This is a genomic window from Enterobacter sp. FB, from assembly GCF_000805795.1.
Lineage (GTDB): Bacteria > Pseudomonadota > Gammaproteobacteria > Enterobacterales > Enterobacteriaceae > Enterobacter > Enterobacter roggenkampii.
Window position 1 is genome coordinate 274,529 of the sequence record NZ_JSZC01000016.1, and the last position, 20,916, is coordinate 295,444.

At 55.5% G+C, this 20,916-nt stretch carries 12 protein-coding genes, 1 tRNA gene, 3 rRNA genes and 2 pseudogenes; 13 read left to right on the plus strand and 5 right to left on the minus strand.

The window, feature by feature from the left end:
- The first annotated feature begins 125 nt into the window (after positions 1 to 125).
- On the plus strand, positions 126 to 1,118 hold the full coding sequence (gene asnA / locus PI91_RS22045; protein WP_039267126.1) for an aspartate--ammonia ligase: 993 nt from the start codon (positions 126 to 128) through the stop codon (positions 1,116 to 1,118).
- Here asnA and viaA read toward each other — a convergent pair whose 3' ends face one another.
- Together viaA and ravA are read right to left on the minus strand one after the other, a co-directional pair.
- On the minus strand, positions 1,119 to 2,570 hold the full coding sequence (gene viaA / locus PI91_RS22050) for an ATPase RavA stimulator ViaA (RefSeq protein WP_039267127.1): 1,452 nt from the start codon (positions 2,568 to 2,570) through the stop codon (positions 1,119 to 1,121).
- Positions 2,564 to 4,060 (minus strand): ATPase RavA, encoded by a 1,497-nt coding sequence (gene ravA, locus PI91_RS22055; RefSeq protein WP_039267129.1) that lies wholly within the window; start codon positions 4,058 to 4,060, stop codon positions 2,564 to 2,566. Before ravA ends, viaA begins: the two co-directional genes overlap by 7 nt.
- A 222-nt stretch (positions 4,061 to 4,282) precedes the next feature.
- Between ravA and kup the strand changes: the two genes are divergently transcribed.
- From kup to rbsR, 7 genes are all read left to right on the plus strand, one after another.
- On the plus strand, positions 4,283 to 6,151 hold the full coding sequence (gene kup / locus PI91_RS22060; RefSeq protein WP_021242659.1) for a low affinity potassium transporter Kup: 1,869 nt from the start codon (positions 4,283 to 4,285) through the stop codon (positions 6,149 to 6,151).
- 216 nt (positions 6,152 to 6,367) lie between these two features.
- On the plus strand, positions 6,368 to 6,787 hold the full coding sequence (gene rbsD, locus PI91_RS22065; RefSeq protein ID WP_008503495.1) for a D-ribose pyranase: 420 nt from the start codon (positions 6,368 to 6,370) through the stop codon (positions 6,785 to 6,787).
- Positions 6,788 to 6,794: 7 nt separating this feature from the next.
- Positions 6,795 to 8,300, plus strand: coding sequence for a ribose ABC transporter ATP-binding protein RbsA (rbsA, locus tag PI91_RS22070; protein ID WP_008503496.1), 1,506 nt, complete (start codon positions 6,795 to 6,797; stop codon positions 8,298 to 8,300).
- Positions 8,301 to 8,304: 4 nt separating this feature from the next.
- The gene (gene rbsC / locus PI91_RS22075) at positions 8,305 to 9,270 is read left to right on the plus strand and encodes a ribose ABC transporter permease (protein ID WP_021242657.1); all 966 of its coding nucleotides are present in this window, start codon (positions 8,305 to 8,307) and stop codon (positions 9,268 to 9,270) included.
- Positions 9,271 to 9,297: 27 nt separating this feature from the next.
- The gene (rbsB, locus tag PI91_RS22080; RefSeq protein WP_008503498.1) at positions 9,298 to 10,188 is read left to right on the plus strand and encodes a ribose ABC transporter substrate-binding protein RbsB; all 891 of its coding nucleotides are present in this window, start codon (positions 9,298 to 9,300) and stop codon (positions 10,186 to 10,188) included.
- Between the two features lie 106 nt (positions 10,189 to 10,294).
- The gene (rbsK, locus tag PI91_RS22085) at positions 10,295 to 11,224 is read left to right on the plus strand and encodes a ribokinase (RefSeq protein WP_039267138.1); all 930 of its coding nucleotides are present in this window, start codon (positions 10,295 to 10,297) and stop codon (positions 11,222 to 11,224) included.
- A 3-nt stretch (positions 11,225 to 11,227) separates the two neighbouring features.
- Complete coding sequence (gene rbsR, locus PI91_RS22090) at positions 11,228 to 12,220, plus strand: ribose operon transcriptional repressor RbsR (protein ID WP_113771519.1); 993 nt, start codon at positions 11,228 to 11,230, stop codon at positions 12,218 to 12,220.
- Here the strand turns inward: rbsR and PI91_RS22095 are convergent.
- Positions 12,186 to 12,983 (minus strand): annotated as a pseudogene (locus PI91_RS22095) (MFS transporter); the annotation flags it as partial. The gene rbsR and the pseudogene PI91_RS22095 sit on opposite strands and share 35 nt — an antisense overlap.
- Before the next feature lie 70 nt (positions 12,984 to 13,053).
- Here PI91_RS22095 and PI91_RS22105 point away from each other — a divergent pair.
- Positions 13,054 to 14,174, plus strand: a protein-coding gene (locus PI91_RS22105; protein WP_085950818.1) for an IS3-like element ISSen4 family transposase whose coding sequence is annotated in 2 segments (ribosomal slippage) — positions 13,054 to 13,312 and positions 13,312 to 14,174 — 1,122 coding nt in all. Because the reading frame shifts where the segments join, the coding sequence is not laid out codon by codon here.
- Positions 14,175 to 14,203: 29 nt separating this feature from the next.
- Here PI91_RS22105 and PI91_RS22110 read toward each other — a convergent pair.
- Together PI91_RS22110 and PI91_RS22115 are read right to left on the minus strand one after the other, a co-directional pair.
- Positions 14,204 to 14,833: pseudogene (locus PI91_RS22110) on the minus strand (MFS transporter); the annotation flags it as partial.
- Positions 14,830 to 15,537: a FadR/GntR family transcriptional regulator gene (locus PI91_RS22115; RefSeq protein ID WP_039267131.1), complete on the minus strand. Its 708-nt coding sequence runs from the start codon at positions 15,535 to 15,537 to the stop codon at positions 14,830 to 14,832. The gene PI91_RS22115 and the pseudogene PI91_RS22110, both read right to left, overlap by 4 nt.
- Positions 15,538 to 15,990: 453 nt before the next feature.
- Between PI91_RS22115 and PI91_RS22120 the strand changes: the two genes are divergently transcribed.
- From PI91_RS22120 to rrf, 4 genes are all read left to right on the plus strand, one after another.
- Positions 15,991 to 17,530, plus strand: a 16S ribosomal RNA gene (locus PI91_RS22120).
- A gap of 85 nt (positions 17,531 to 17,615) precedes the next feature.
- Positions 17,616 to 17,691, plus strand: a tRNA-Glu gene (locus PI91_RS22125).
- Positions 17,692 to 17,874: 183 nt separating this feature from the next.
- A 23S ribosomal RNA gene (locus PI91_RS22130) occupies positions 17,875 to 20,777 on the plus strand.
- Between the two features lie 71 nt (positions 20,778 to 20,848).
- A 5S ribosomal RNA gene (gene rrf, locus PI91_RS22135) occupies positions 20,849 to 20,916 on the plus strand; the annotation flags it as partial.

The following is a 20,916-nucleotide window of genomic DNA, read 5'->3' on the forward strand; positions in this document are numbered from 1 at the left end:
TCACTCTATTCTAGCGCCTTATTTTATCGAATCAAAAGTGAAGGCGGCTTTTTGTTGATGGGTTATTGAATAAGGTGCCATTTCTGTTGCTTAATCAATATCAACAGGACGCAGGAGTATAAATAATGAAAACCGCTTACATCGCAAAACAACGCCAGATCAGTTTCGTAAAATCCCATTTTTCCCGCCAGCTGGAAGAGAAGCTTGGGCTGATTGAAGTCCAGGCCCCGATCCTCAGCCGCGTGGGTGACGGGACGCAGGATAACCTCTCTGGATGCGAAAAAGCGGTACAGGTAAAAGTGAAAACGCTGCCAGACGCCCAGTTCGAAGTGGTTCATTCCCTGGCGAAGTGGAAGCGTCAGACCCTGGGACAACATGACTTCAGCGCGGGCGAAGGGCTCTACACGCACATGAAAGCCCTTCGCCCCGATGAAGACCGCCTGTCTCCCATTCATTCCGTTTACGTTGACCAGTGGGACTGGGAGCGCGTGATGGGCGATGGTGAGCGCCACGTTGGCACGCTGAAGTCTACCGTTGAGGCGATCTACGCCGGGATCAAAGCGACCGAAGCGGCCGTAAGCAAAGCGTTTGGTCTGGCACCGTTCCTGCCGGAAACGATCCACTTTGTACACAGCCAGGAATTGCTGACCCGTTTCCCGGATCTGGATGCCAAAGGCCGCGAGCGGGCGATCGCCAAAGAGCTCGGGGCGGTGTTCCTGATTGGGATCGGCGGCAAACTGTCTGATGGCAAACGCCACGACGTTCGTGCGCCGGATTATGATGACTGGAGCACCACCGGTGAGGGGGAATTTGCCGGTCTGAACGGCGATATTCTTGTCTGGAACCCGGTACTGGAAGACGCATTCGAGCTTTCTTCTATGGGGATCCGCGTGGATGCTGATGCGCTGAAGCGCCAGCTGGCGGTGACCGGCGATGAAGATCGTCTCAAACTGGAGTGGCACCAGGCGCTGCTGCGTGGGGAAATGCCGCAGACGATTGGCGGCGGTATCGGCCAGTCCCGTCTGACCATGCTGCTGCTTCAGCTGCCCCATATTGGTCAGGTGCAGTGTGGCGTCTGGCCGCAGCAGGTGCGTGAAAGCGTCGGTTCTCTTCTGTAATTAACGCTGCCAGCGTCTGAGCAGGCGGCTACGCAACCCGGTATCAAAGCGCCAGATATGATCGAAGATGCGCATGATGCCGGGTTTTCCATGGGCGGACATCGCCACCGCATGAAAACGGTGCTGATGCACACGCTGTAATTCCTTAACTTTATTGACCACGTCATCCGGCAGCCGCTGGGCAATAAAATCGGATATCACTACCGCGTCAGCGTCATACCAGTCGCCGCCCTGCATCCGCTCTACGATGCTGCGAAAACAGCTGGCCAGATCGGTTCCGCCGCGAAAGCGCTGGCTCAGGAAGCGGATTGCCTGCTCGATCCCCTGCTGGTTCGTCAGCTCATAGCCCACGACTTCGCTGGAGAACAGCATGATGAAGCAGCGGCGGCGATCGGCGAGCGCCACGCGCATCAGCGCCAGACAGAACGCCTTTGCACACTGCTCGTTAAACCCGCCCATGGAGCCGGACGTATCCACGCAGACAATAAATGGCCCGCGCGGCTGTTCGTCAAAATCCTGATGAATGACCGGCCGCTGGCTGATTTTCTCGCGCCAGGCTTCGCCGTGCAGCCGGTAGGTGAGGAGCTGTTTTTCCACCAGCCGACGGTAAAACTCATACTCCAGCTCGGTCATCCCCAGCGTGCTCAGCTCCGTGGGCAGCAGACGCAGAATATCATCGCTCTGCTGGAGCCCGTCGACCTGCTCCGGAACGGTGGCCGGCTCACGCACCAGGGTGCGGAAGGTTTCCATCGGGGCGTCCTTCTTTGGAACCGACTTTGCCTCCCTTGAACGTCCCAGCTGTTCTGCAAGCTTCATCAGCTCGGGCTGCTGCGCCAGAAAATCGCCGTACTTGACGATCAGCTGATAGTCCCCGCGCTGGAGCTGGCCCGCGCTCATGTCCCAGAGACGCCCTGCCGCGTTCTCATTCTCCACCAGCACCTGCTCAAGCTGGCCGCTTAAGGTCATGCGTTCCTGAACTTCACTGAGCAGCTGTTCGCGCTCTTCATCCAGCAGCTGCTGGTTTAGCGTGGTGGCCTGCACCACCAGGCTGAGGCGCCAGCGCTGTAAGAAGAGGGTGTGCAGTGCGGGAGTGAACGTGGCGTTGTCCGTGACCAGCCCCCGGGCCTGGCTGGCAAACGGGGAGTGGACCTTGTCGAGCAACGTCAGGGTTTGCGGAAGCTGGACGATAAACTGCGACGTGGAAAGTCGCTGGCACTGCTGATAGCAGGCCACTTCTTCCGTTAACTCAGGGGGGACTTCGGTCTCTTTGAACCGTTGACGCAGGTTATCCCGCCAGCGCGGAAGATCGTCGGTCATCGCCTTTTTGAGCTTCGGAAATTTTTCAAAGAAGGCCGCCAGCTGCGGTGAAGCCAGAAGGGTGATCACCACTTCTTCGATCAACCCTTCCTCGCTGACGGCCAGCATGACGTTAAGCGTATCCAGGGTTAGCATTGACGCGCCTGTTTGATCTGCGCGCTGACGTCCTGCAGGCTGGCTTCGATGCGGCCTAACCAGTCGCTATGGATAAAGAGGCATTTTTGCTGTTCGCTAAAGCGGGTGTGCTGCTGGTGCCATTCGGTGTCCAGCGCGTCCAGCTGCTGCTTAATCTCTTCGGGGACGCTCTCAGAGGCGGTTCCCGGAAGCGCAAGACGCGAGCCCTGCAGGCTGACGTCGCGGATCACCAGGTGCTGGCTGCTGTCTACTTCCATATTCAGCGGCTGCGCAAAACCGATGCCGTTGAGCTTTCCGCGGATCTCTCCGCCCTTATCCAGCCACTGCGCCAGCGTCTCGCGCTCAATCGTCACGTGCACCACCTGCATATCATGCAGCTTGAGCGGCTGCTGAAGCAGCAGGGTCAGCGTCGGGCTGGTGAGTTCAGGGGGTAATTCATAGTGCGGTTTGCGGGCGAACATCCCCCCCAAGCGATTCACTTTCAGCGCGGTTTTATCACTTTGCTGCTGCTGAAGCTGGATGCGCCGCTGGGCAATCGCCCCCAGCTGATTGAGCATCGCCTGCTGTCCCCAGGCGTGTCCGGTCATCAAAACGTCGAGCTGCTGCTGCATCAGATTCATGCCTTCCGCGTCGTGCCAGAGGCAGTCTTTCAGCAGGATCAGATCGATGGGCGCAACGGCATCGCGACCGCTGAACAGGGCGCTGGCCTGCAGCAGGCGGATCGCTTTTTTCCAGCGGCGATCGGAGACATAGGGGGCAGAGGGCAGTAAATCAAGCTGCTGGCGCAGCATGAAGATCAGCTCGAAGACGGAATCAGGCAGCTTAATTTTACCGATCTCTTCCTGCCACTGGTAATACTCCTCGTCTGATACCTGCAATGACGCTGCTACCGGGTTCTCGTTCTCATCCTGCTGGCTGACCAGCATGGAACGGAAGTTGGACTTATCCTGCACTTTGTCCAGCCACAGGCGGATCAGCATACGGTCATACAGCGCTTCCAGGCTGCTGTCGGCTTCAGGCAGTTCGTTTGAGGCGGCCACCAGAAGGCGCATCGGGATTTTCTCTTCACTGGCGCCGTTGCGGAACCGACGTTCGTTTATCGCCGTGAGCAGGGTGTTCAGAATGGCCGGGCCGGCTTTCCAGATCTCATCAAGGAAGACAATTTCTGCCTCAGGCAGATACCCCGCTGTCAGGCGCTCGTAGCGCCCTTCATCTTTCAGCGCCTGAATGGAAAGGGGGCCAAACACTTCTTCCGGGGTGGAAAAGCGGGTCATCAGGTATTCAAACGCGCGGGCGTTCTTAAAAGCAAACTTAAGCCTGCGGGCAATCAGGCTTTTGGCGATGCCCGGCGGCCCAAGCAGAAACACGCTTTCACCGCTCAATGCTGCCAGTAAACAGAGGCGAATGGCGTGGCTACGCTCGAAAAGGCCTTTCTCCAGCGCGCTGCTGAGGCGGGAAATTCTTTCTGCTAATAAATGTGAGTGAGCCATAATAGTTTTGCATCCTTTCGCCGTCGTGGCGGCCAATTGAAGCGAGTATAGACGTTTCAGTCAGGGCTGGTAATAGGCTGAAGTGCGGCGCAATTTTCTTTGCGCTACATTAATGCGGTTGCATTTAGGGGTACGATTTTGCAATGAATCGTGCATACTGTGCGCTTTTTGTGGGCCAAGGGACCAGGAACACATTTGTTATTTAAACGAAAAGACTAGTCTATGAGCACTGATAATAAGCAATCATTACCCGCAATTACGCTTGCGGCGATCGGGGTTGTCTACGGTGATATTGGCACCAGCCCGCTTTATACGCTTCGTGAATGTTTGTCCGGCCAGTTTGGCTTTGGTGTTGAGCGCGATGCCGTGTTTGGCTTCCTGTCCCTCATCTTCTGGCTGCTGATTCTGGTCGTTTCCGTTAAGTATCTCTCCTTCGTTATGCGCGCTGATAACGCGGGCGAAGGCGGTATCCTGACCCTGATGTCCCTTGCAGGGCGCAACACCTCCGCCAGAATGACCTCCGTGCTGGTGATTATCGGCCTGATTGGCGGCAGCTTCTTCTATGGAGAGGTGGTTATCACGCCCGCGATTTCGGTCCTCTCGGCGATAGAGGGGCTGGAGATCATCGCGCCACAGCTTGATACGTGGGTGGTCCCGCTGGCGATAATCGTGTTGACGCTGCTGTTTGTGATCCAGAAGCACGGTACCGGGCTGGTGGGAAAACTGTTTGCGCCGATTATGCTGGCCTGGTTCCTGATCCTGGCGGCGCTCGGTTTACGCAGCATTATCGCGAACCCGGAAGTGCTGCATGCGCTGAACCCATACTGGGCCGTGCATTTCTTCCTCGAATACAAAGTAGTTTCCTTCGTGGCGCTGGGGGCGGTCGTGCTCTCCATCACCGGTGTGGAAGCGCTGTATGCGGATATGGGTCACTTCGGAAAGCTGCCTATCCGCGTGGCCTGGTTTTTGGTTGTGCTGCCGTCGCTGGTGCTCAACTACTTCGGCCAGGGCGCGCTGTTGCTCAAAAACCCGGAGGCGATTAAGAACCCGTTCTTCCTGCTGGCGCCTGACTGGGCGCTGGTGCCGATGCTGATCCTGGCGACGCTGGCGACCGTCATTGCCTCTCAGGCGGTGATTTCCGGCGTGTTTTCTCTGACGCGCCAGGCCGTGCGTCTGGGGTATCTCTCACCGATGCGCATCATTCATACCTCAGAGATGGAGTCGGGCCAGATCTACATCCCGTTCGTTAACTGGCTGCTCTACTTCGCTGTTGTGATTGTGATTGTCAGCTTCGAGCACTCCAGCAACCTGGCGGCGGCGTACGGTATTGCGGTAACCGGCACCATGGTGCTGACATCGCTTCTCTCCACCACGGTGGCATACCGTAACTGGCACTGGAATAAGTTCCTCGTGGCGATGATTCTGGTGGGCTTCCTGTGCATTGACGTGCCGCTGTTCTCCGCGAACCTCGACAAAATTGTCTCCGGCGGCTGGCTGCCGCTGACGCTGGGTCTGGTGATGTTCATCGTCATGACCACCTGGAAAAGCGAGCGCTTCCGCCTGCTGCGCCGTATGCATGAGCACGGGAATTCTCTGGAGGCGATGATTGCTTCTCTGGAGAAATCTCCGCCGGTCCGCGTGCCGGGCACCGCGGTGTACATGTCTCGCGCCCTGAACGTGATCCCGTTCGCGCTGATGCATAACCTCAAGCACAACAAAGTGCTGCACGAGCGCGTGATCCTGCTGACGCTGCGTACCGAAGATGCGCCATATGTTCACAACGTACGCCGCGTGCAGATTGAGCAGCTCTCCCCGACCTTCTGGCGCGTGGTGGCAAGCTACGGCTGGCGTGAAACGCCGAACGTGGAAGAGGTGTTCCACCGCTGCGGTCTGGAAGGCTTAAGCTGCCGCATGATGGAGACGTCGTTCTTTATGTCCCACGAGTCGCTGATCATCGGTAAGCGCCCGTGGTACCTGCGCCTGCGCGGCAAGCTGTACCTGATCCTGCAGCGTAACGCCCTGCGCGCGCCTGACCAGTTTGAGATCCCGCCTAACCGCGTGATAGAGCTGGGTACGCAGGTCGAGATTTAAGTCCTTTCGAAAATGCCGGGTGGCGCTGCGCTTACCCGGCCTACCAAACCCGTAGGCCCGCGCAAGCGAAGCGCCGCAGGGCAATTTCTCCCATCAATATTTCACTTAGCGAAACGTTTCGACGTCGATCACAAATCTGTTACGTCATGGTGGTTTTCTGAACATTTCTGAGGCTACACTCTTTTTAGCGAAACGTTTCGCTAGTGGAGCAAGAAAATGAAGAAAGGCACTGTACTCAACTCAGAAATCTCGTCGGTTATTTCCCGTCTTGGGCATACCGATACGCTGGTGGTTTGCGATGCAGGCTTACCGGTTCCGCGCAGCACAACCCGTATTGATATGGCGTTAACGCAGGGTGTTCCTTCGTTTATGCAGGTACTGGACGTGGTGACCGCGGAGATGCAGGTTGAGGCGGCTATTCTCGCGGCGGAAATCAAACAACATAATCCGCAGCTCCACGAAACGTTGCTCAGCCATCTTGAGCAGCTGCAACAACACCAGGGAAACACCATCGAAATTCGTTACACAACGCACGAACAATTCAAACAACAAACCGCAGACAGTCAGGCGGTGATTCGCAGCGGGGAGTGTTCCCCGTATGCGAATATCATTCTCTGTGCTGGCGTCACCTTCTGAGGCCATCATGGACGCATTACTGCAACTCAAAGGGATCGATAAGTCGTTCCCGGGCGTAAAAGCCCTCTCCGGCGCGGCGCTGAACGTCTACCCCGGGCGCGTAATGGCGCTGGTGGGCGAAAACGGCGCCGGCAAATCCACCATGATGAAAGTGCTGACCGGTATCTATCAACGCGATGCCGGTTCACTCCTCTGGCTGGGTAAAGAAACCACCTTCACTGGCCCGAAATCTTCTCAGGAAGCGGGTATCGGCATTATTCACCAGGAGCTGAACCTGATCCCGCAGCTCACCATTGCGGAGAACATCTTCCTCGGCCGTGAGTTCGTGAATCGCTTCGGTAAGATCGACTGGAAAACCATGTACGCCGAAGCCGACAAGCTGCTGGCGAAACTGAACCTGCGCTTTAAGAGCGACCGCCTGGTGGGCGATCTCTCCATCGGCGATCAGCAGATGGTGGAAATCGCGAAGGTGCTGAGCTTCGAGTCGAAAGTCATCATCATGGATGAACCGACAGACGCCCTGACCGATACCGAAACCGAATCCCTGTTCCGCGTTATCCGCGAGCTTAAATCACAGGGGCGCGGGATTGTCTATATCTCTCACCGCATGAAAGAGATCTTTGAAATCTGCGATGACGTCACCGTTTTCCGCGACGGGCAGTTTATTGCTGAGCGACAAGTGGCCACGCTGACGGAAGATACGCTCATCGAAATGATGGTGGGACGCAAGCTTGAAGATCAGTATCCGCATCTGGATAAAGCGCCGGGCGAGATCCGCCTGAAGGTGGATAACCTCTGCGGCCCGGGTGTGAACGACGTGACCTTTACCCTGCGCCAGGGCGAGATCCTGGGCGTGGCGGGCCTGATGGGCGCGGGACGTACCGAGCTGATGAAAGTGTTGTACGGCGCACTGCCGCGCACCAGCGGTTATGTCACCCTCGACGGCCATGAAGTGGTCACCCGCTCCCCGCAGGATGGTCTGGCGAACGGCATCGTCTATATCTCCGAAGACCGCAAACGCGACGGCTTAGTGCTGGGCATGTCGGTAAAAGAGAACATGTCCCTGACTGCGCTGCGCTATTTCAGCCACAGCGGCGGCAGCCTGAAGCATAAAGACGAGCAGCAGGCGGTCAGCGATTTTATCCGTCTCTTTAATGTTAAAACGCCGTCGATGGAGCAGGCGATTGGCCTGTTATCCGGCGGGAATCAGCAGAAAGTGGCAATTGCGCGCGGGCTGATGACGCGCCCGAAAGTGTTGATCCTCGACGAGCCAACCCGCGGCGTAGACGTGGGGGCGAAGAAAGAGATCTATCAGCTGATTAACCAGTTTAAGGCCGACGGTCTGAGCATCATTCTGGTCTCTTCCGAGATGCCAGAAGTATTGGGCATGAGCGATCGCATTATCGTCATGCATGAAGGGCATCTCGGCGGTGAATTCACTCGCGAGCAGGCCACCCAGGAAGTTCTGATGGCTGCCGCTGTGGGCAAGCTTAATCGCGTGAATCAGGAGTAAGAAGATGACTACCCAGGCTGTTTCTGGTCGCCGCTATTTCACAAAGGCGTGGCTGATGGAACAAAAATCGCTCATTGCCTTGCTGGTGCTGATCGCGATTGTGTCGACCATGAGCCCGAATTTCTTCACCGTAAATAACCTGTTCAACATTCTGCAGCAGACGTCGGTGAACGCCATTATGGCGGTCGGCATGACGCTGGTGATTTTGACCTCAGGGATCGATCTGTCCGTCGGTTCCCTGCTGGCCCTCACCGGTGCGATCGCCGCTTCGCTGGTCGGGATTGAAGTCAACGCGCTGGTGGCCGTGGCCGCAGCTCTGGCGGCAGGCGCGGCGATTGGCGCCGTCACCGGCGTGATTGTGGCAAAAGGCCGCGTTCAGGCGTTCATCGCGACGCTGGTGATGATGCTGCTGCTGCGCGGGGTGACCATGGTTTATACCAACGGCAGCCCGGTCAATACCGGCTTCACCGATAACGCCGATCTGTTTGGCTGGTTCGGTATCGGTCGCCCGCTGGGTGTCCCGACGCCGGTCTGGATCATGGCTATCGTCTTCCTGGCGGCGTGGTACATGCTGCACCATACCCGTCTGGGCCGTTACATCTATGCGCTGGGCGGTAACGAAGCGGCAACGCGTCTGTCCGGTATCAGCGTGAATAAAGTCAAAGTTATCGTGTATTCCCTGTGTGGTCTGCTGGCGTCACTGGCGGGCATCATCGAAGTGGCGCGCCTCTCTTCCGCGCAGCCGACGGCGGGTACGGGGTATGAGCTGGATGCTATTGCAGCAGTGGTTCTGGGCGGTACGAGTCTGGCGGGCGGTAAAGGTCGCATTGTTGGGACATTGATCGGCGCACTGATTCTCGGTTTCCTGAATAATGGTTTGAATTTGTTAGGTGTTTCCTCCTATTACCAGATGATCGTTAAGGCAGTGGTGATTTTGCTGGCGGTACTGGTAGACAACAAAAAACAGTAACTGACGACACTACAGGACATCTTAGATATGAACATGAAAAAACTGGCTACCCTGGTTTCCGCTGTCGCGCTGAGCGCAACCGTAAGTGCTAACGCCATGGCGAAAGATACCATCGCGCTGGTTGTCTCTACCCTGAACAACCCGTTCTTCGTCTCCCTGAAGGATGGAGCGCAGAAAGAAGCGGATAAACTGGGCTACAACCTGGTGGTACTGGATTCACAGAACAACCCGGCGAAAGAGCTGGCTAACGTTCAGGACTTAACCGTTCGTGGTACCAAAATTCTGCTGATCAACCCAACCGATTCCGATGCCGTAGGCAACGCCGTGAAGATGGCAAACCAGGCGAAGATCCCGGTGATTACCCTGGACCGTCAGGCAACCAAAGGCGACGTGGTGAGCCATATCGCGTCTGACAACGTGCTGGGCGGCAAAATCGCGGGTGACTACATTGCGAAGAAAGCCGGTGAAGGCGCTAAAGTCATCGAACTGCAGGGGATTGCCGGTACGTCTGCCGCCCGCGAGCGTGGCGAAGGCTTCCAGCAGGCGGTTGCAGCGCACAAATTCAACGTGCTGGCTAGCCAGCCGGCAGACTTCGACCGTACTAAAGGTCTGAACGTCATGCAGAACCTGCTGACCGCACATCCTGACGTGCAGGCGGTATTCGCGCAGAACGACGAAATGGCGCTGGGTGCGCTGCGCGCTCTGCAGACTGCAGGTAAATCTGATGTGATGGTTGTCGGATTTGACGGTACGCCGGATGGTGAAAAAGCAGTAAACGATGGCAAACTGGCTGCGACCATCGCTCAGCTGCCTGAGCAGATTGGCGCGACTGGCGTTGAAACTGCCGACAAAGTGCTGAAGGGCGAAAAAGTTCAGGCTAAATACCCTGTTGACCTGAAACTGGTTATCAAGCAGTAAAAGGCGAATCAGGCCGTCACTGGCGGCCTGAGGGACACCAATAAAGAAAAGTGTGGCATACGCCACCGGGTAACACCGGTGGCGCTCTCAGATGGACAACCCAACCATGAAAACCGCAGGCAACCTCGTCGTCCTTGGCAGTATCAATGCCGATCACATTCTTAACCTTGAATCGTTCCCTGCACCGGGCGAAACCGTCACGGGTAACCAGTATCAGGTCGCATTCGGCGGTAAAGGGGCAAACCAGGCCGTCGCTGCCGGTCGCAGCGGGGCGAATATTGCGTTTATCGCCTGCACGGGTGATGACGATACCGGCGAGCGCGTACGCAAGCAGCTGGCGAGCGACAACATCGATATCGCACCTGTCAGCGTTGTTGCAGGGGAATCTACCGGCGTGGCGCTGATTTTCGTCAACGCAGAAGGTGAGAATGTCATCGGTATTCATGCTGGCGCTAACGCAGCGCTGACGACGGAGCGCGTGGAAGCGCAACGTGCAATCATTGGCGGCGCCGAGGCCCTGCTGATGCAGCTGGAGTCGCCGGTTGAAAGCGTGCTGGCCGCGGCCAAAATTGCGCATGAAAATCATACCACTGTCGTACTTAACCCGGCCCCAGCCCGTGTATTATCAGACGAGCTGCTGGCGCTGGTGGATATCATCACGCCGAACGAAACCGAAGCCGAAAAGCTGACGGGCATTCGCGTAGAAAACGATGACGATGCCGCGAGAGCCGCGCGTGCGCTGCACGACAAAGGCATCGGAACCGTGATCATCACCCTGGGCAGCCGTGGGGTATGGGCAAGCGTAAACGGTGAAGGCCGTCGCGTGCCGGGCTTTAAGGTGAAGGCGATTGATACCATCGCAGCGGGAGACACCTTCAATGGTGCGCTGGTGACCTCGCTGCTGGAAGGCAAGAAAATGGATGATGCGATCCGCTTCGCGCATGCCGCTGCCGCGATTGCGGTGACGCGCAAGGGCGCTCAGCCTTCCGTTCCGTGGCGTAAAGAGATCGATGAATTCTTAAGTCAGCAGGGGTAACGCTTGGCCACAATGAAAGATGTCGCCCGCCTGGCGGGTGTTTCTACCTCGACGGTGTCTCACGTCATAAACAACGATCGCTTCGTCAGCGAGGCGATTCGGGAAAAAGTCGAAGCGGCAGTAAAAGATCTCAACTATGCGCCGTCTGCACTGGCGCGCAGCCTTAAGCTCAACCAGACGCGTACGATCGGTATGCTGATCACCGCCAGTACCAACCCCTTTTATTCTGAGCTGGTTCGCGGCGTGGAGCGCAGCTGCTTCGAGCGTGGCTACAGCCTGGTGCTGTGCAATACCGAAGGGGACGAGCAGCGCATGAACCGTAACCTGGAAACGCTTATGCAAAAACGCGTCGACGGGCTACTGCTGCTGTGTACCGAAACGCACCAGCCGTCGAAAGAGATTATCCAGCGCTATCCCTCCATTCCCACGGTGATGATGGACTGGGCGCCGTTCGACGGCACCAGCGACCTCATTCAGGATAATTCTCTGCTGGGGGGTGATATGGCCACCCAGTATCTGATCGATAAAGGCTATACCCGCATTGCCTGTATTACCGGTCCGCTGGACAAAACCCCGGCGCGTTTGCGTCTGGAAGGATATCTCGCCGCGATGACGCGGGCGGGACTTTCCGTGCCGGAAGGGTATCGTATTACCGGTGATTTTGAGTTTCACGGTGGTTTCGAAGCGATGCAGACGCTGCTGGCGCAACCGCAGCGTCCGCAGGCGGTGTTTATCGGCAACGACGCCATGGCGTTTGGCGCCTATCAGGCGTTATATCAGGCCGGTTTGCGCGTTCCCCATGATATGGCGGTAATCGGCTACGATGATATCGAGCTGGCCAGCTATATGACGCCGCCGCTCACCACCATTCATCAGCCAAAAGATGAACTGGGCGAGCTGGCCATCGATGTGTTGATCCACCGAATGGCTCAGCCCACGCTGCAGCAGCAGCGCCTGCAGCTTACTCCTGTTCTGATGGAACGCGGTTCGGTTTAGCTTTCTCTTTGTGACGCTCTTTAATCAGGTTTCGGCCGTCTTTCGGTTTTAACAGCATAAAGACCAGCGCTGAAACGACGGTGAGTGCGCCCATGGTGATAAAGGTATAGTGGAACTGCTCGACGGTGTTCGCGCTGTCGAAACCTTCATAAAACCGCAGTACCGCCGCACTCACGGCAACCCCTAAACTGATCGACAGCTGCTGGGTGACTGCCAGCACGCTGTTGCCGCTACTGGCGTTCTCGTCGGTCAGATCCGCAAGGGTGATGGTGTTCATCGATGTGAACTGCGTCGACATCGCCATGCCCAGCACAAACAGCGGCAGGATCAGCATCCAGACGGGAAGCGAGGCGGACTGCAGCGAGAACTGCGCAATCATCAGACCGATAAAGACCGTCACGCCAACCAGCGTTTTGCGATAGCCAAACCAGCGTAGCACCTGCGTCACGGTCGATTTTGCCAGAATCGATCCCATCGCCGTGGGCGCCATCATGCAGCCGGCAATCAGTGCCGGATAGCCGAAACCAACCTGCAGCATCAGCGGCATCAGGAACGGTACGCAGCCCGTCCCCAGACGCGAGGCAATGTTTCCTGCGATCCCGACGGAAAACGTTCGGGTGTTGAAGAGCCCAAGAGAGATTAACGGCGTCGGATGGCGGCGCGCGTGACGTATATAAAGAAGGAAAAGCAGAATCCCGGCGAGGATAACGGAGAGCGCGATCCACGTCGCGACGATCTTCTCGCCAAACAGCTCCATCCCGCTGACCTGCTCCCCGTTGATTAGTACACCCCGATGTTAGTAATGTCTTCATAAGCCACATGAGGACATCCCCATGAAGAAGCGTTTTTCCGACGAACAGATCATCAGTATTCTCCGCGAAGCCGAAGCTGGGGTACCCGCCCGTGAACTCTGCCGCAAGCATGCCATTTCCGATGCCACGTTTTACACCTGGCGTAAGAAGTATGGCGGTATGGAGGTGCCTGAAGTTAAGCGCCTGAAGTCGCTTGAGGAAGAGAACACCAGACTCAAGAAGCTGCTTGCCGAAGCCATGCTGGATAAAGAGGCGCTTCAGGTGGCTCTTGGGCGAAAGTACTGACGACAGACCAGAAGCGGGAAGCCGTGATGTTGATGTGTGATGCGACCGGTCTGTCGCAACGTCGTGCCTGCAGGCTTACAGGTTTATCCCTGTCGACCTGCCGCTATGAGGCTCACCGTCCGGCTGCTGATGCGCATTTATCAGGGCGCATCACTGAGCTGGCACTGGAGCGCAGGCGTTTTGGCTACCGTCGTATTTGGCAGTTGCTGCGCCGTGAAGGGCTTCATGTTAATCATAAGCGCGTGTACCGGCTTTATCACCTCAGTGGCCTGGGCGTAAAACGCAGAAGACGTCGTAAAGGGCTGGCAACAGAACGTCTGCCGCTGCTCCGTCCGGCGGCGCCCAATCTGACCTGGTCGATGGATTTCGTCATGGACGCACTTTCCACCGGTCGCAGGATCAAGTGTCTTACCTGCGTCGATGATTTCACAAAGGAATGCCTGACGGTCACTGTTGCCTTTGGGATTTCAGGCGTTCAGGTCACGCGTATTCTGGACAGCATTGCACTGTTTCGAGGCTATCCGGCGACGATAAGAACTGACCAGGGGCCGGAGTTCACTTGCCGTGCACTGGATCAATGGGCCTTTGAGCATGGTGTTGAGTTGCGCTTAATCCAGCCGGGCAAGCCAACGCAGAACGGATTTATTGAGAGCTTTAACGGACGATTTCGCGATGAATGTTTGAATGAGCACTGGTTCAGCGATATCGTTCATGCCAGGAAAATTATTAATGACTGGCGGCAGGATTATAACGAATGCCGCCCGCACTCCACGCTGAATTATCAGACACCGTCTGAATTTGCAGCGGGCTGGAGAAAGGGTCATTCTGAGAATGAAGATTCCGACGTTACTAACTGAGTGTTGTATCTAATCGTGGGGGCAGGTCAGAGCACCAGGCTCAGGCCAAACAGGAAGAAGCCGCCCATATCGAAACTGCGCCTTGGCGTGGTGAAGTTCGGCATATATTTGCGGGCATACAGCAACCCCGCTACGCCAATCGGAATATTAATCAGGAAGATCCAGTGCCAGCTTGCCCAGGTGACAAACACGCCACCGAGTACCGGGCCAAGTATCGGCCCTACCAGACCCGGCATGGTGACGAAGTTAAGCACGGGAAGCAGTTCGCTTCGCGGGTAGGCTCGCAGCAGGGCAAGGCGCGCCACGGGCATCATCATCGCGCCGCCAATGCCCTGTAATACGCGGAAGATAACCAGCTCCGTTAAGGACGAGGAGAGCGCACAGGCCAGCGAACCGAGCGTAAAGAGCGTTACGGCCAGCATGAAAACTCTGCGGGTGCCGAAGCGGTCGGCCAGCCAGCCGCTAACAGGGATCAGCATCGCGACCGTCAGGGTATAGCTGATGATGGCGGACTGCATCGCCAGCGGGGAACGGTTGAGGCTTTGCGCAATAGCGGGAAGCGCGGTGTTGAGGATGGTGGCATCCAGTGCCTGCATAAAAAACGCCATGGCTGCAATCCACGGCAATCCGGCCATGCTGCGCGCTTTTTTCTTTGTCATTTATTTACCTGCTGGTGGGCTGGCGCTGCCAGCAATGCCTGGCACGCACTCAGGGCTCGCTGCCCGTCGCTTTCCTGAATGGCATCCACTATCGCCTGGTGCCATTCCAGTTTTACCACGTCGTCTTGTGTAATAGAGGTAAAGTAAGTGTGGTACACCGAATGGAATAACGAGGCAAAAGAGGTGAGGAACGGATTGGCGCTCATCATATAGATATGTTCATGCCAGGCCATATCGACCTCAACCCAGCGTTCGCGGTTGAAGTGTTTTTTCAGGAACACCATCTCTTCCATCAACGCGTTAAGCTGCGCTTTCTGCTCTGCTGTTCCAAGCGTGGCAGCAAGCAGACATGCCTGAGGCTCAAGGCTACTGCGCATTACCAGAAAGTGATCGATAACCTGATGAAAGTTGTCTTCCGTCATCCACCAGGAGAGCAGCTCCTGATCGAGAAAATTCCAGTTACTTTGTGGCATCACGCGTGTGCCAATACGAGGGCGAGGAAGCACCATACCTTTTGCCGTCAGGGTTTTCACCGCTTCGCGCACGGCGGTACGGCTCACCCCAAACTGCTCACCCAGCTCCATTTCACCCGGCAGGATGCTCCCCGGGGCATATTTACCCGCTAAAATCCGCTGAGCCAGCTTTTCGGCCAGCACATAAGACAGGTTTTTTTGGGCGGCCAGCTGTTGCGCGCTTAATGGCATCGCTTTTATTCCTTAAAGATTCATGCTGATAATTATGCCACCGCGAATGTGATTGTGGTTGCAGATACATCAAATAGAACAATTTGTAGCTTGATTTCACCTCTTTTGGTGAAAAAAAACGCGAATGGAAACTTTTTTTAAATTTCCTCTTGTCACGTCAGAATAACTCCCTATAATGCGCCTCCACTGACACGGAACAACGGCACACACGCCGCCGGGTCAGCAGAGAATAGCGAAAATAAACGCTTGACTCTGAAGCGGGAAAGCGTAATATGCACACCCCGCGCCGCAGCGAAAACGAAGCGGCACTGCTCTTTAACAATTTATCAGACAATCTGTGTGGGCACTCAAAGTGACATGGATTCTTAACGTCCTCGGACGAAAAATGAATACCAAGTCTCTGAGTGAACATACGTAATTCATTACGAAGTTTAATTCACGAGCATCAAACTTAAATTGAAGAGTTTGATCATGGCTCAGATTGAACGCTGGCGGCAGGCCTAACACATGCAAGTCGAGCGGTAACACAGGGAGCTTGCTCCTAGGTGACGAGCGGCGGACGGGTGAGTAATGTCTGGGAAACTGCCTGATGGAGGGGGATAACTACTGGAAACGGTAGCTAATACCGCATAACGTCGCAAGACCAAAGAGGGGGACCTTCGGGCCTCTTGCCATCAGATGTGCCCAGATGGGATTAGCTAGTAGGTGGGGTAACGGCTCACCTAGGCGACGATCCCTAGCTGGTCTGAGAGGATGACCAGCCACACTGGAACTGAGACACGGTCCAGACTCCTACGGGAGGCAGCAGTGGGGAATATTGCACAATGGGCGCAAGCCTGATGCAGCCATGCCGCGTGTATGAAGAAGGCCTTCGGGTTGTAAAGTACTTTCAGCGGGGAGGAAGGCGTTGAGGTTAATAACCTCAGCGATTGACGTTACCCGCAGAAGAAGCACCGGCTAACTCCGTGCCAGCAGCCGCGGTAATACGGAGGGTGCAAGCGTTAATCGGAATTACTGGGCGTAAAGCGCACGCAGGCGGTCTGTCAAGTCGGATGTGAAATCCCCGGGCTCAACCTGGGAACTGCATTCGAAACTGGCAGGCTAGAGTCTTGTAGAGGGGGGTAGAATTCCAGGTGTAGCGGTGAAATGCGTAGAGATCTGGAGGAATACCGGTGGCGAAGGCGGCCCCCTGGACAAAGACTGACGCTCAGGTGCGAAAGCGTGGGGAGCAAACAGGATTAGATACCCTGGTAGTCCACGCCGTAAACGATGTCGACTTGGAGGTTGTGCCCTTGAGGCGTGGCTTCCGGAGCTAACGCGTTAAGTCGACCGCCTGGGGAGTACGGCCGCAAGGTTAAAACTCAAATGAATTGACGGGGGCCCGCACAAGCGGTGGAGCATGTGGTTTAATTCGATGCAACGCGAAGAACCTTACCTACTCTTGACATCCAGAGAACTTTCCAGAGATGGATTGGTGCCTTCGGGAACTCTGAGACAGGTGCTGCATGGCTGTCGTCAGCTCGTGTTGTGAAATGTTGGGTTAAGTCCCGCAACGAGCGCAACCCTTATCCTTTGTTGCCAGCGGTTAGGCCGGGAACTCAAAGGAGACTGCCAGTGATAAACTGGAGGAAGGTGGGGATGACGTCAAGTCATCATGGCCCTTACGAGTAGGGCTACACACGTGCTACAATGGCGCATACAAAGAGAAGCGACCTCGCGAGAGCAAGCGGACCTCATAAAGTGCGTCGTAGTCCGGATTGGAGTCTGCAACTCGACTCCATGAAGTCGGAATCGCTAGTAATCGTAGATCAGAATGCTACGGTGAATACGTTCCCGGGCCTTGTACACACCGCCCGTCACACCATGGGAGTGGGTTGCAAAAGAAGTAGGTAGCTTAACCTTCGGGAGGGCGCTTACCACTTTGTGATTCATGACTGGGGTGAAGTCGTAACAAGGTAACCGTAGGGGAACCTGCGGTTGGATCACCTCCTTACCTTAAAGAACCTGCCTTTGTAGTGCTCACACAGATTGTCTGATGAAAAGTAAATAGCAAGGCGTCTTGCGATTGAGACTTCAGTGTCCCCTTCGTCTAGAGGCCCAGGACACCGCCCTTTCACGGCGGTAACAGGGGTTCGAATCCCCTAGGGGACGCCACTTGCTGGTTCGTGAGTGAAAGTCACCTGCCGTCATATCTCAAAACTGACTTGCGAGTCACGTTTGAGATATTTGCTCTTTAAAAATCTGGATCAAGCTGAAAATTGAAACGACACATCTTAAATGGTGTGTTCGAGTCTCTCAAATTTTCGCAATCAGAAGTGAAACATCTTCGGGTTGTGAGGTTAAGCGACTAAGCGTACACGGTGGATGCCCTGGCAGTCAGAGGCGATGAAGGACGTGCTAATCTGCGAAAAGCGCCGGCGAGGTGATATGAACCTTTGACCCGGCGATGTCCGAATGGGGAAACCCAGTGTGATTCGTCACACTATCGTTAACTGAATACATAGGTTAACGAGGCGAACCGGGGGAACTGAAACATCTAAGTACCCCGAGGAAAAGAAATCAACCGAGATTCCCCCAGTAGCGGCGAGCGAACGGGGAGCAGCCCAGAGTCTGAATCAGCTTGTGTGTTAGTGGAAGCGTCTGGAAAGTCGCACGGTACAGGGTGACAGTCCCGTACACGAAAGCACACAGGTTGTGAACTCGAAGAGTAGGGCGGGACACGTGGTATCCTGTCTGAATATGGGGGGACCATCCTCCAAGGCTAAATACTCCTGACTGACCGATAGTGAACCAGTACCGTGAGGGAAAGGCGAAAAGAACCCCGGCGAGGGGAGTGAAATAGAACCTGAAACCGTGTACGTACAAGCAGTGGGAGCACCTTCGTGGTGTGACTGCGTACCTTTTGTATAATGGGTCAGCGACTTATATTCTGTAGCAAGGTTAACCGTATAGGGGAGCCGAAGGGAAACCGAGTCTTAACTGGGCGTTAAGTTGCAGGGTATAGACCCGAAACCCGGTGATCTAGCCATGGGCAGGTTGAAGGTTGGGTAACACTAACTGGAGGACCGAACCGACTAATGTTGAAAAATTAGCGGATGACTTGTGGCTGGGGGTGAAAGGCCAATCAAACCGGGAGATAGCTGGTTCTCCCCGAAAGCTATTTAGGTAGCGCCTCGTGAACTCATCTTCGGGGGTAGAGCACTGTTTCGGCTAGGGGGCCATCCCGGCTTACCAACCCGATGCAAACTACGAATACCGAAGAATGTTATCACGGGAGACACACGGCGGGTGCTAACGTCCGTCGTGAAGAGGGAAACAACCCAGACCGCCAGCTAAGGTCCCAAAGTCATTGTTAAGTGGGAAACGATGTGGGAAGGCACAGACAGCCAGGATGTTGGCTTAGAAGCAGCCATCATTTAAAGAAAGCGTAATAGCTCACTGGTCGAGTCGGCCTGCGCGGAAGATGTAACGGGGCTAAACCATGCACCGAAGCTGCGGCAGCGACACTATGTGTTGTTGGGTAGGGGAGCGTTCTGTAAGCCGTTGAAGGTGGCCTGTGAGGGTTGCTGGAGGTATCAGAAGTGCGAATGCTGACATAAGTAACGATAAAGCGGGTGAAAAGCCCGCTCGCCGGAAGACCAAGGGTTCCTGTCCAACGTTAATCGGGGCAGGGTGAGTCGACCCCTAAGGCGAGGCCGAAAGGCGTAGTCGATGGGAAACAGGTTAATATTCCTGTACTTGGTGTTACTGCGAAGGGGGGACGGAGAAGGCTATGTTAGCCGGGCGACGGTTGTCCCGGTTTAAGCATGTAGGCGGAACGATTAGGTAAATCCGGTCGTTTTTTAACGCTGAGGTGTGATGACGAGGCACTACGGTGCTGAAGTAACAAATGCCCTGCTTCCAGGAAAAGCCTCTAAGCATCAGGTAACATCAAATCGTACCCCAAACCGACACAGGTGGTCAGGTAGAGAATACCAAGGCGCTTGAGAGAACTCGGGTGAAGGAACTAGGCAAAATGGTGCCGTAACTTCGGGAGAAGGCACGCTGATATGTAGGTGAAGCCCCTGCGGGTGGAGCTGAAATCAGTCGAAGATACCAGCTGGCTGCAACTGTTTATTAAAAACACAGCACTGTGCAAACACGAAAGTGGACGTATACGGTGTGACGCCTGCCCGGTGCCGGAAGGTTAATTGATGGGGTTAGCGGTAACGCGAAGCTCTTGATCGAAGCCCCGGTAAACGGCGGCCGTAACTATAACGGTCCTAAGGTAGCGAAATTCCTTGTCGGGTAAGTTCCGACCTGCACGAATGGCGTAATGATGGCCAGGCTGTCTCCACCCGAGACTCAGTGAAATTGAACTCGCTGTGAAGATGCAGTGTACCCGCGGCAAGACGGAAAGACCCCGTGAACCTTTACTATAGCTTGACACTGAACACTGGTCCTTGATGTGTAGGATAGGTGGGAGGCTTTGAAGCGTGGACGCCAGTCTGCGTGGAGCCGTCCTTGAAATACCACCCTTTAATGGCTGGTGTTCTAACGTAGACCGTAATCGGGTTGCGGACAGTGTCTGGTGGTTAGTTTGACTGGGGCGGTCTCCTCCCAAAGAGTAACGGAGGAGCACGAAAGTTAGCTAATCCTGGTCGGACATCCAGGGAGGTTAGTGCAATGGCATAGAGCTAGCTTGACTGCGAGAGTGACGGCTCGAGCAGGTGCGAAAGCAGGTCATAGTGATCCGGTGGTTCTGAATGGAAGGGCCATCGCTCAACGGATAAAAGGTACTCCGGGGGATAACAGGCTGATACCGCCCAAGAGTTCATATCGACGGCGGTGTTTGGCACCTCGATGTCGGCTCATCACATCCTGGGGCTGAAGTAGGTCCAAGGGTATGGCTGTTCGCCATTTAAAGTGGTACGCGAGCTGGGTTTAGAACGTCGTGAGACAGTTCGGTCCCCTATCTGCCGTGGCGCTGGAGAATTGAGGGGGGCTGCTCTAGTACGAGAGGACCGAGTGGACGCATCACTGGTGTTCGGGTTGTCATGCCAATGGCACTGCCCGGTAGCTAAATGCGGAAAAGATAAGTGCTGAAAGCATCTAAGCACGAAACTTGCCCGAGATGAGTTCTCCCTGAGACTTTAAGTCTCCTGAAGGAACGTTGAAGACGACGACGTTGATAGGTCGGGTGTGTAAGCGCAGCGATGCGTTGAGCTAACCGATACTAATGAACCGTGAGGCTTAACCTTACAACGCCGAAGATGTTTTGGCGAAGAGACAGATAATCAAATTTCAGCTTGATACAGATTAACAGAATTTGCCTGGCGGCTTTAGCGCGGTGGTCCCACCTGACCCCATGCCGAACTCAGAAGTGAAACGCCGTAGCGC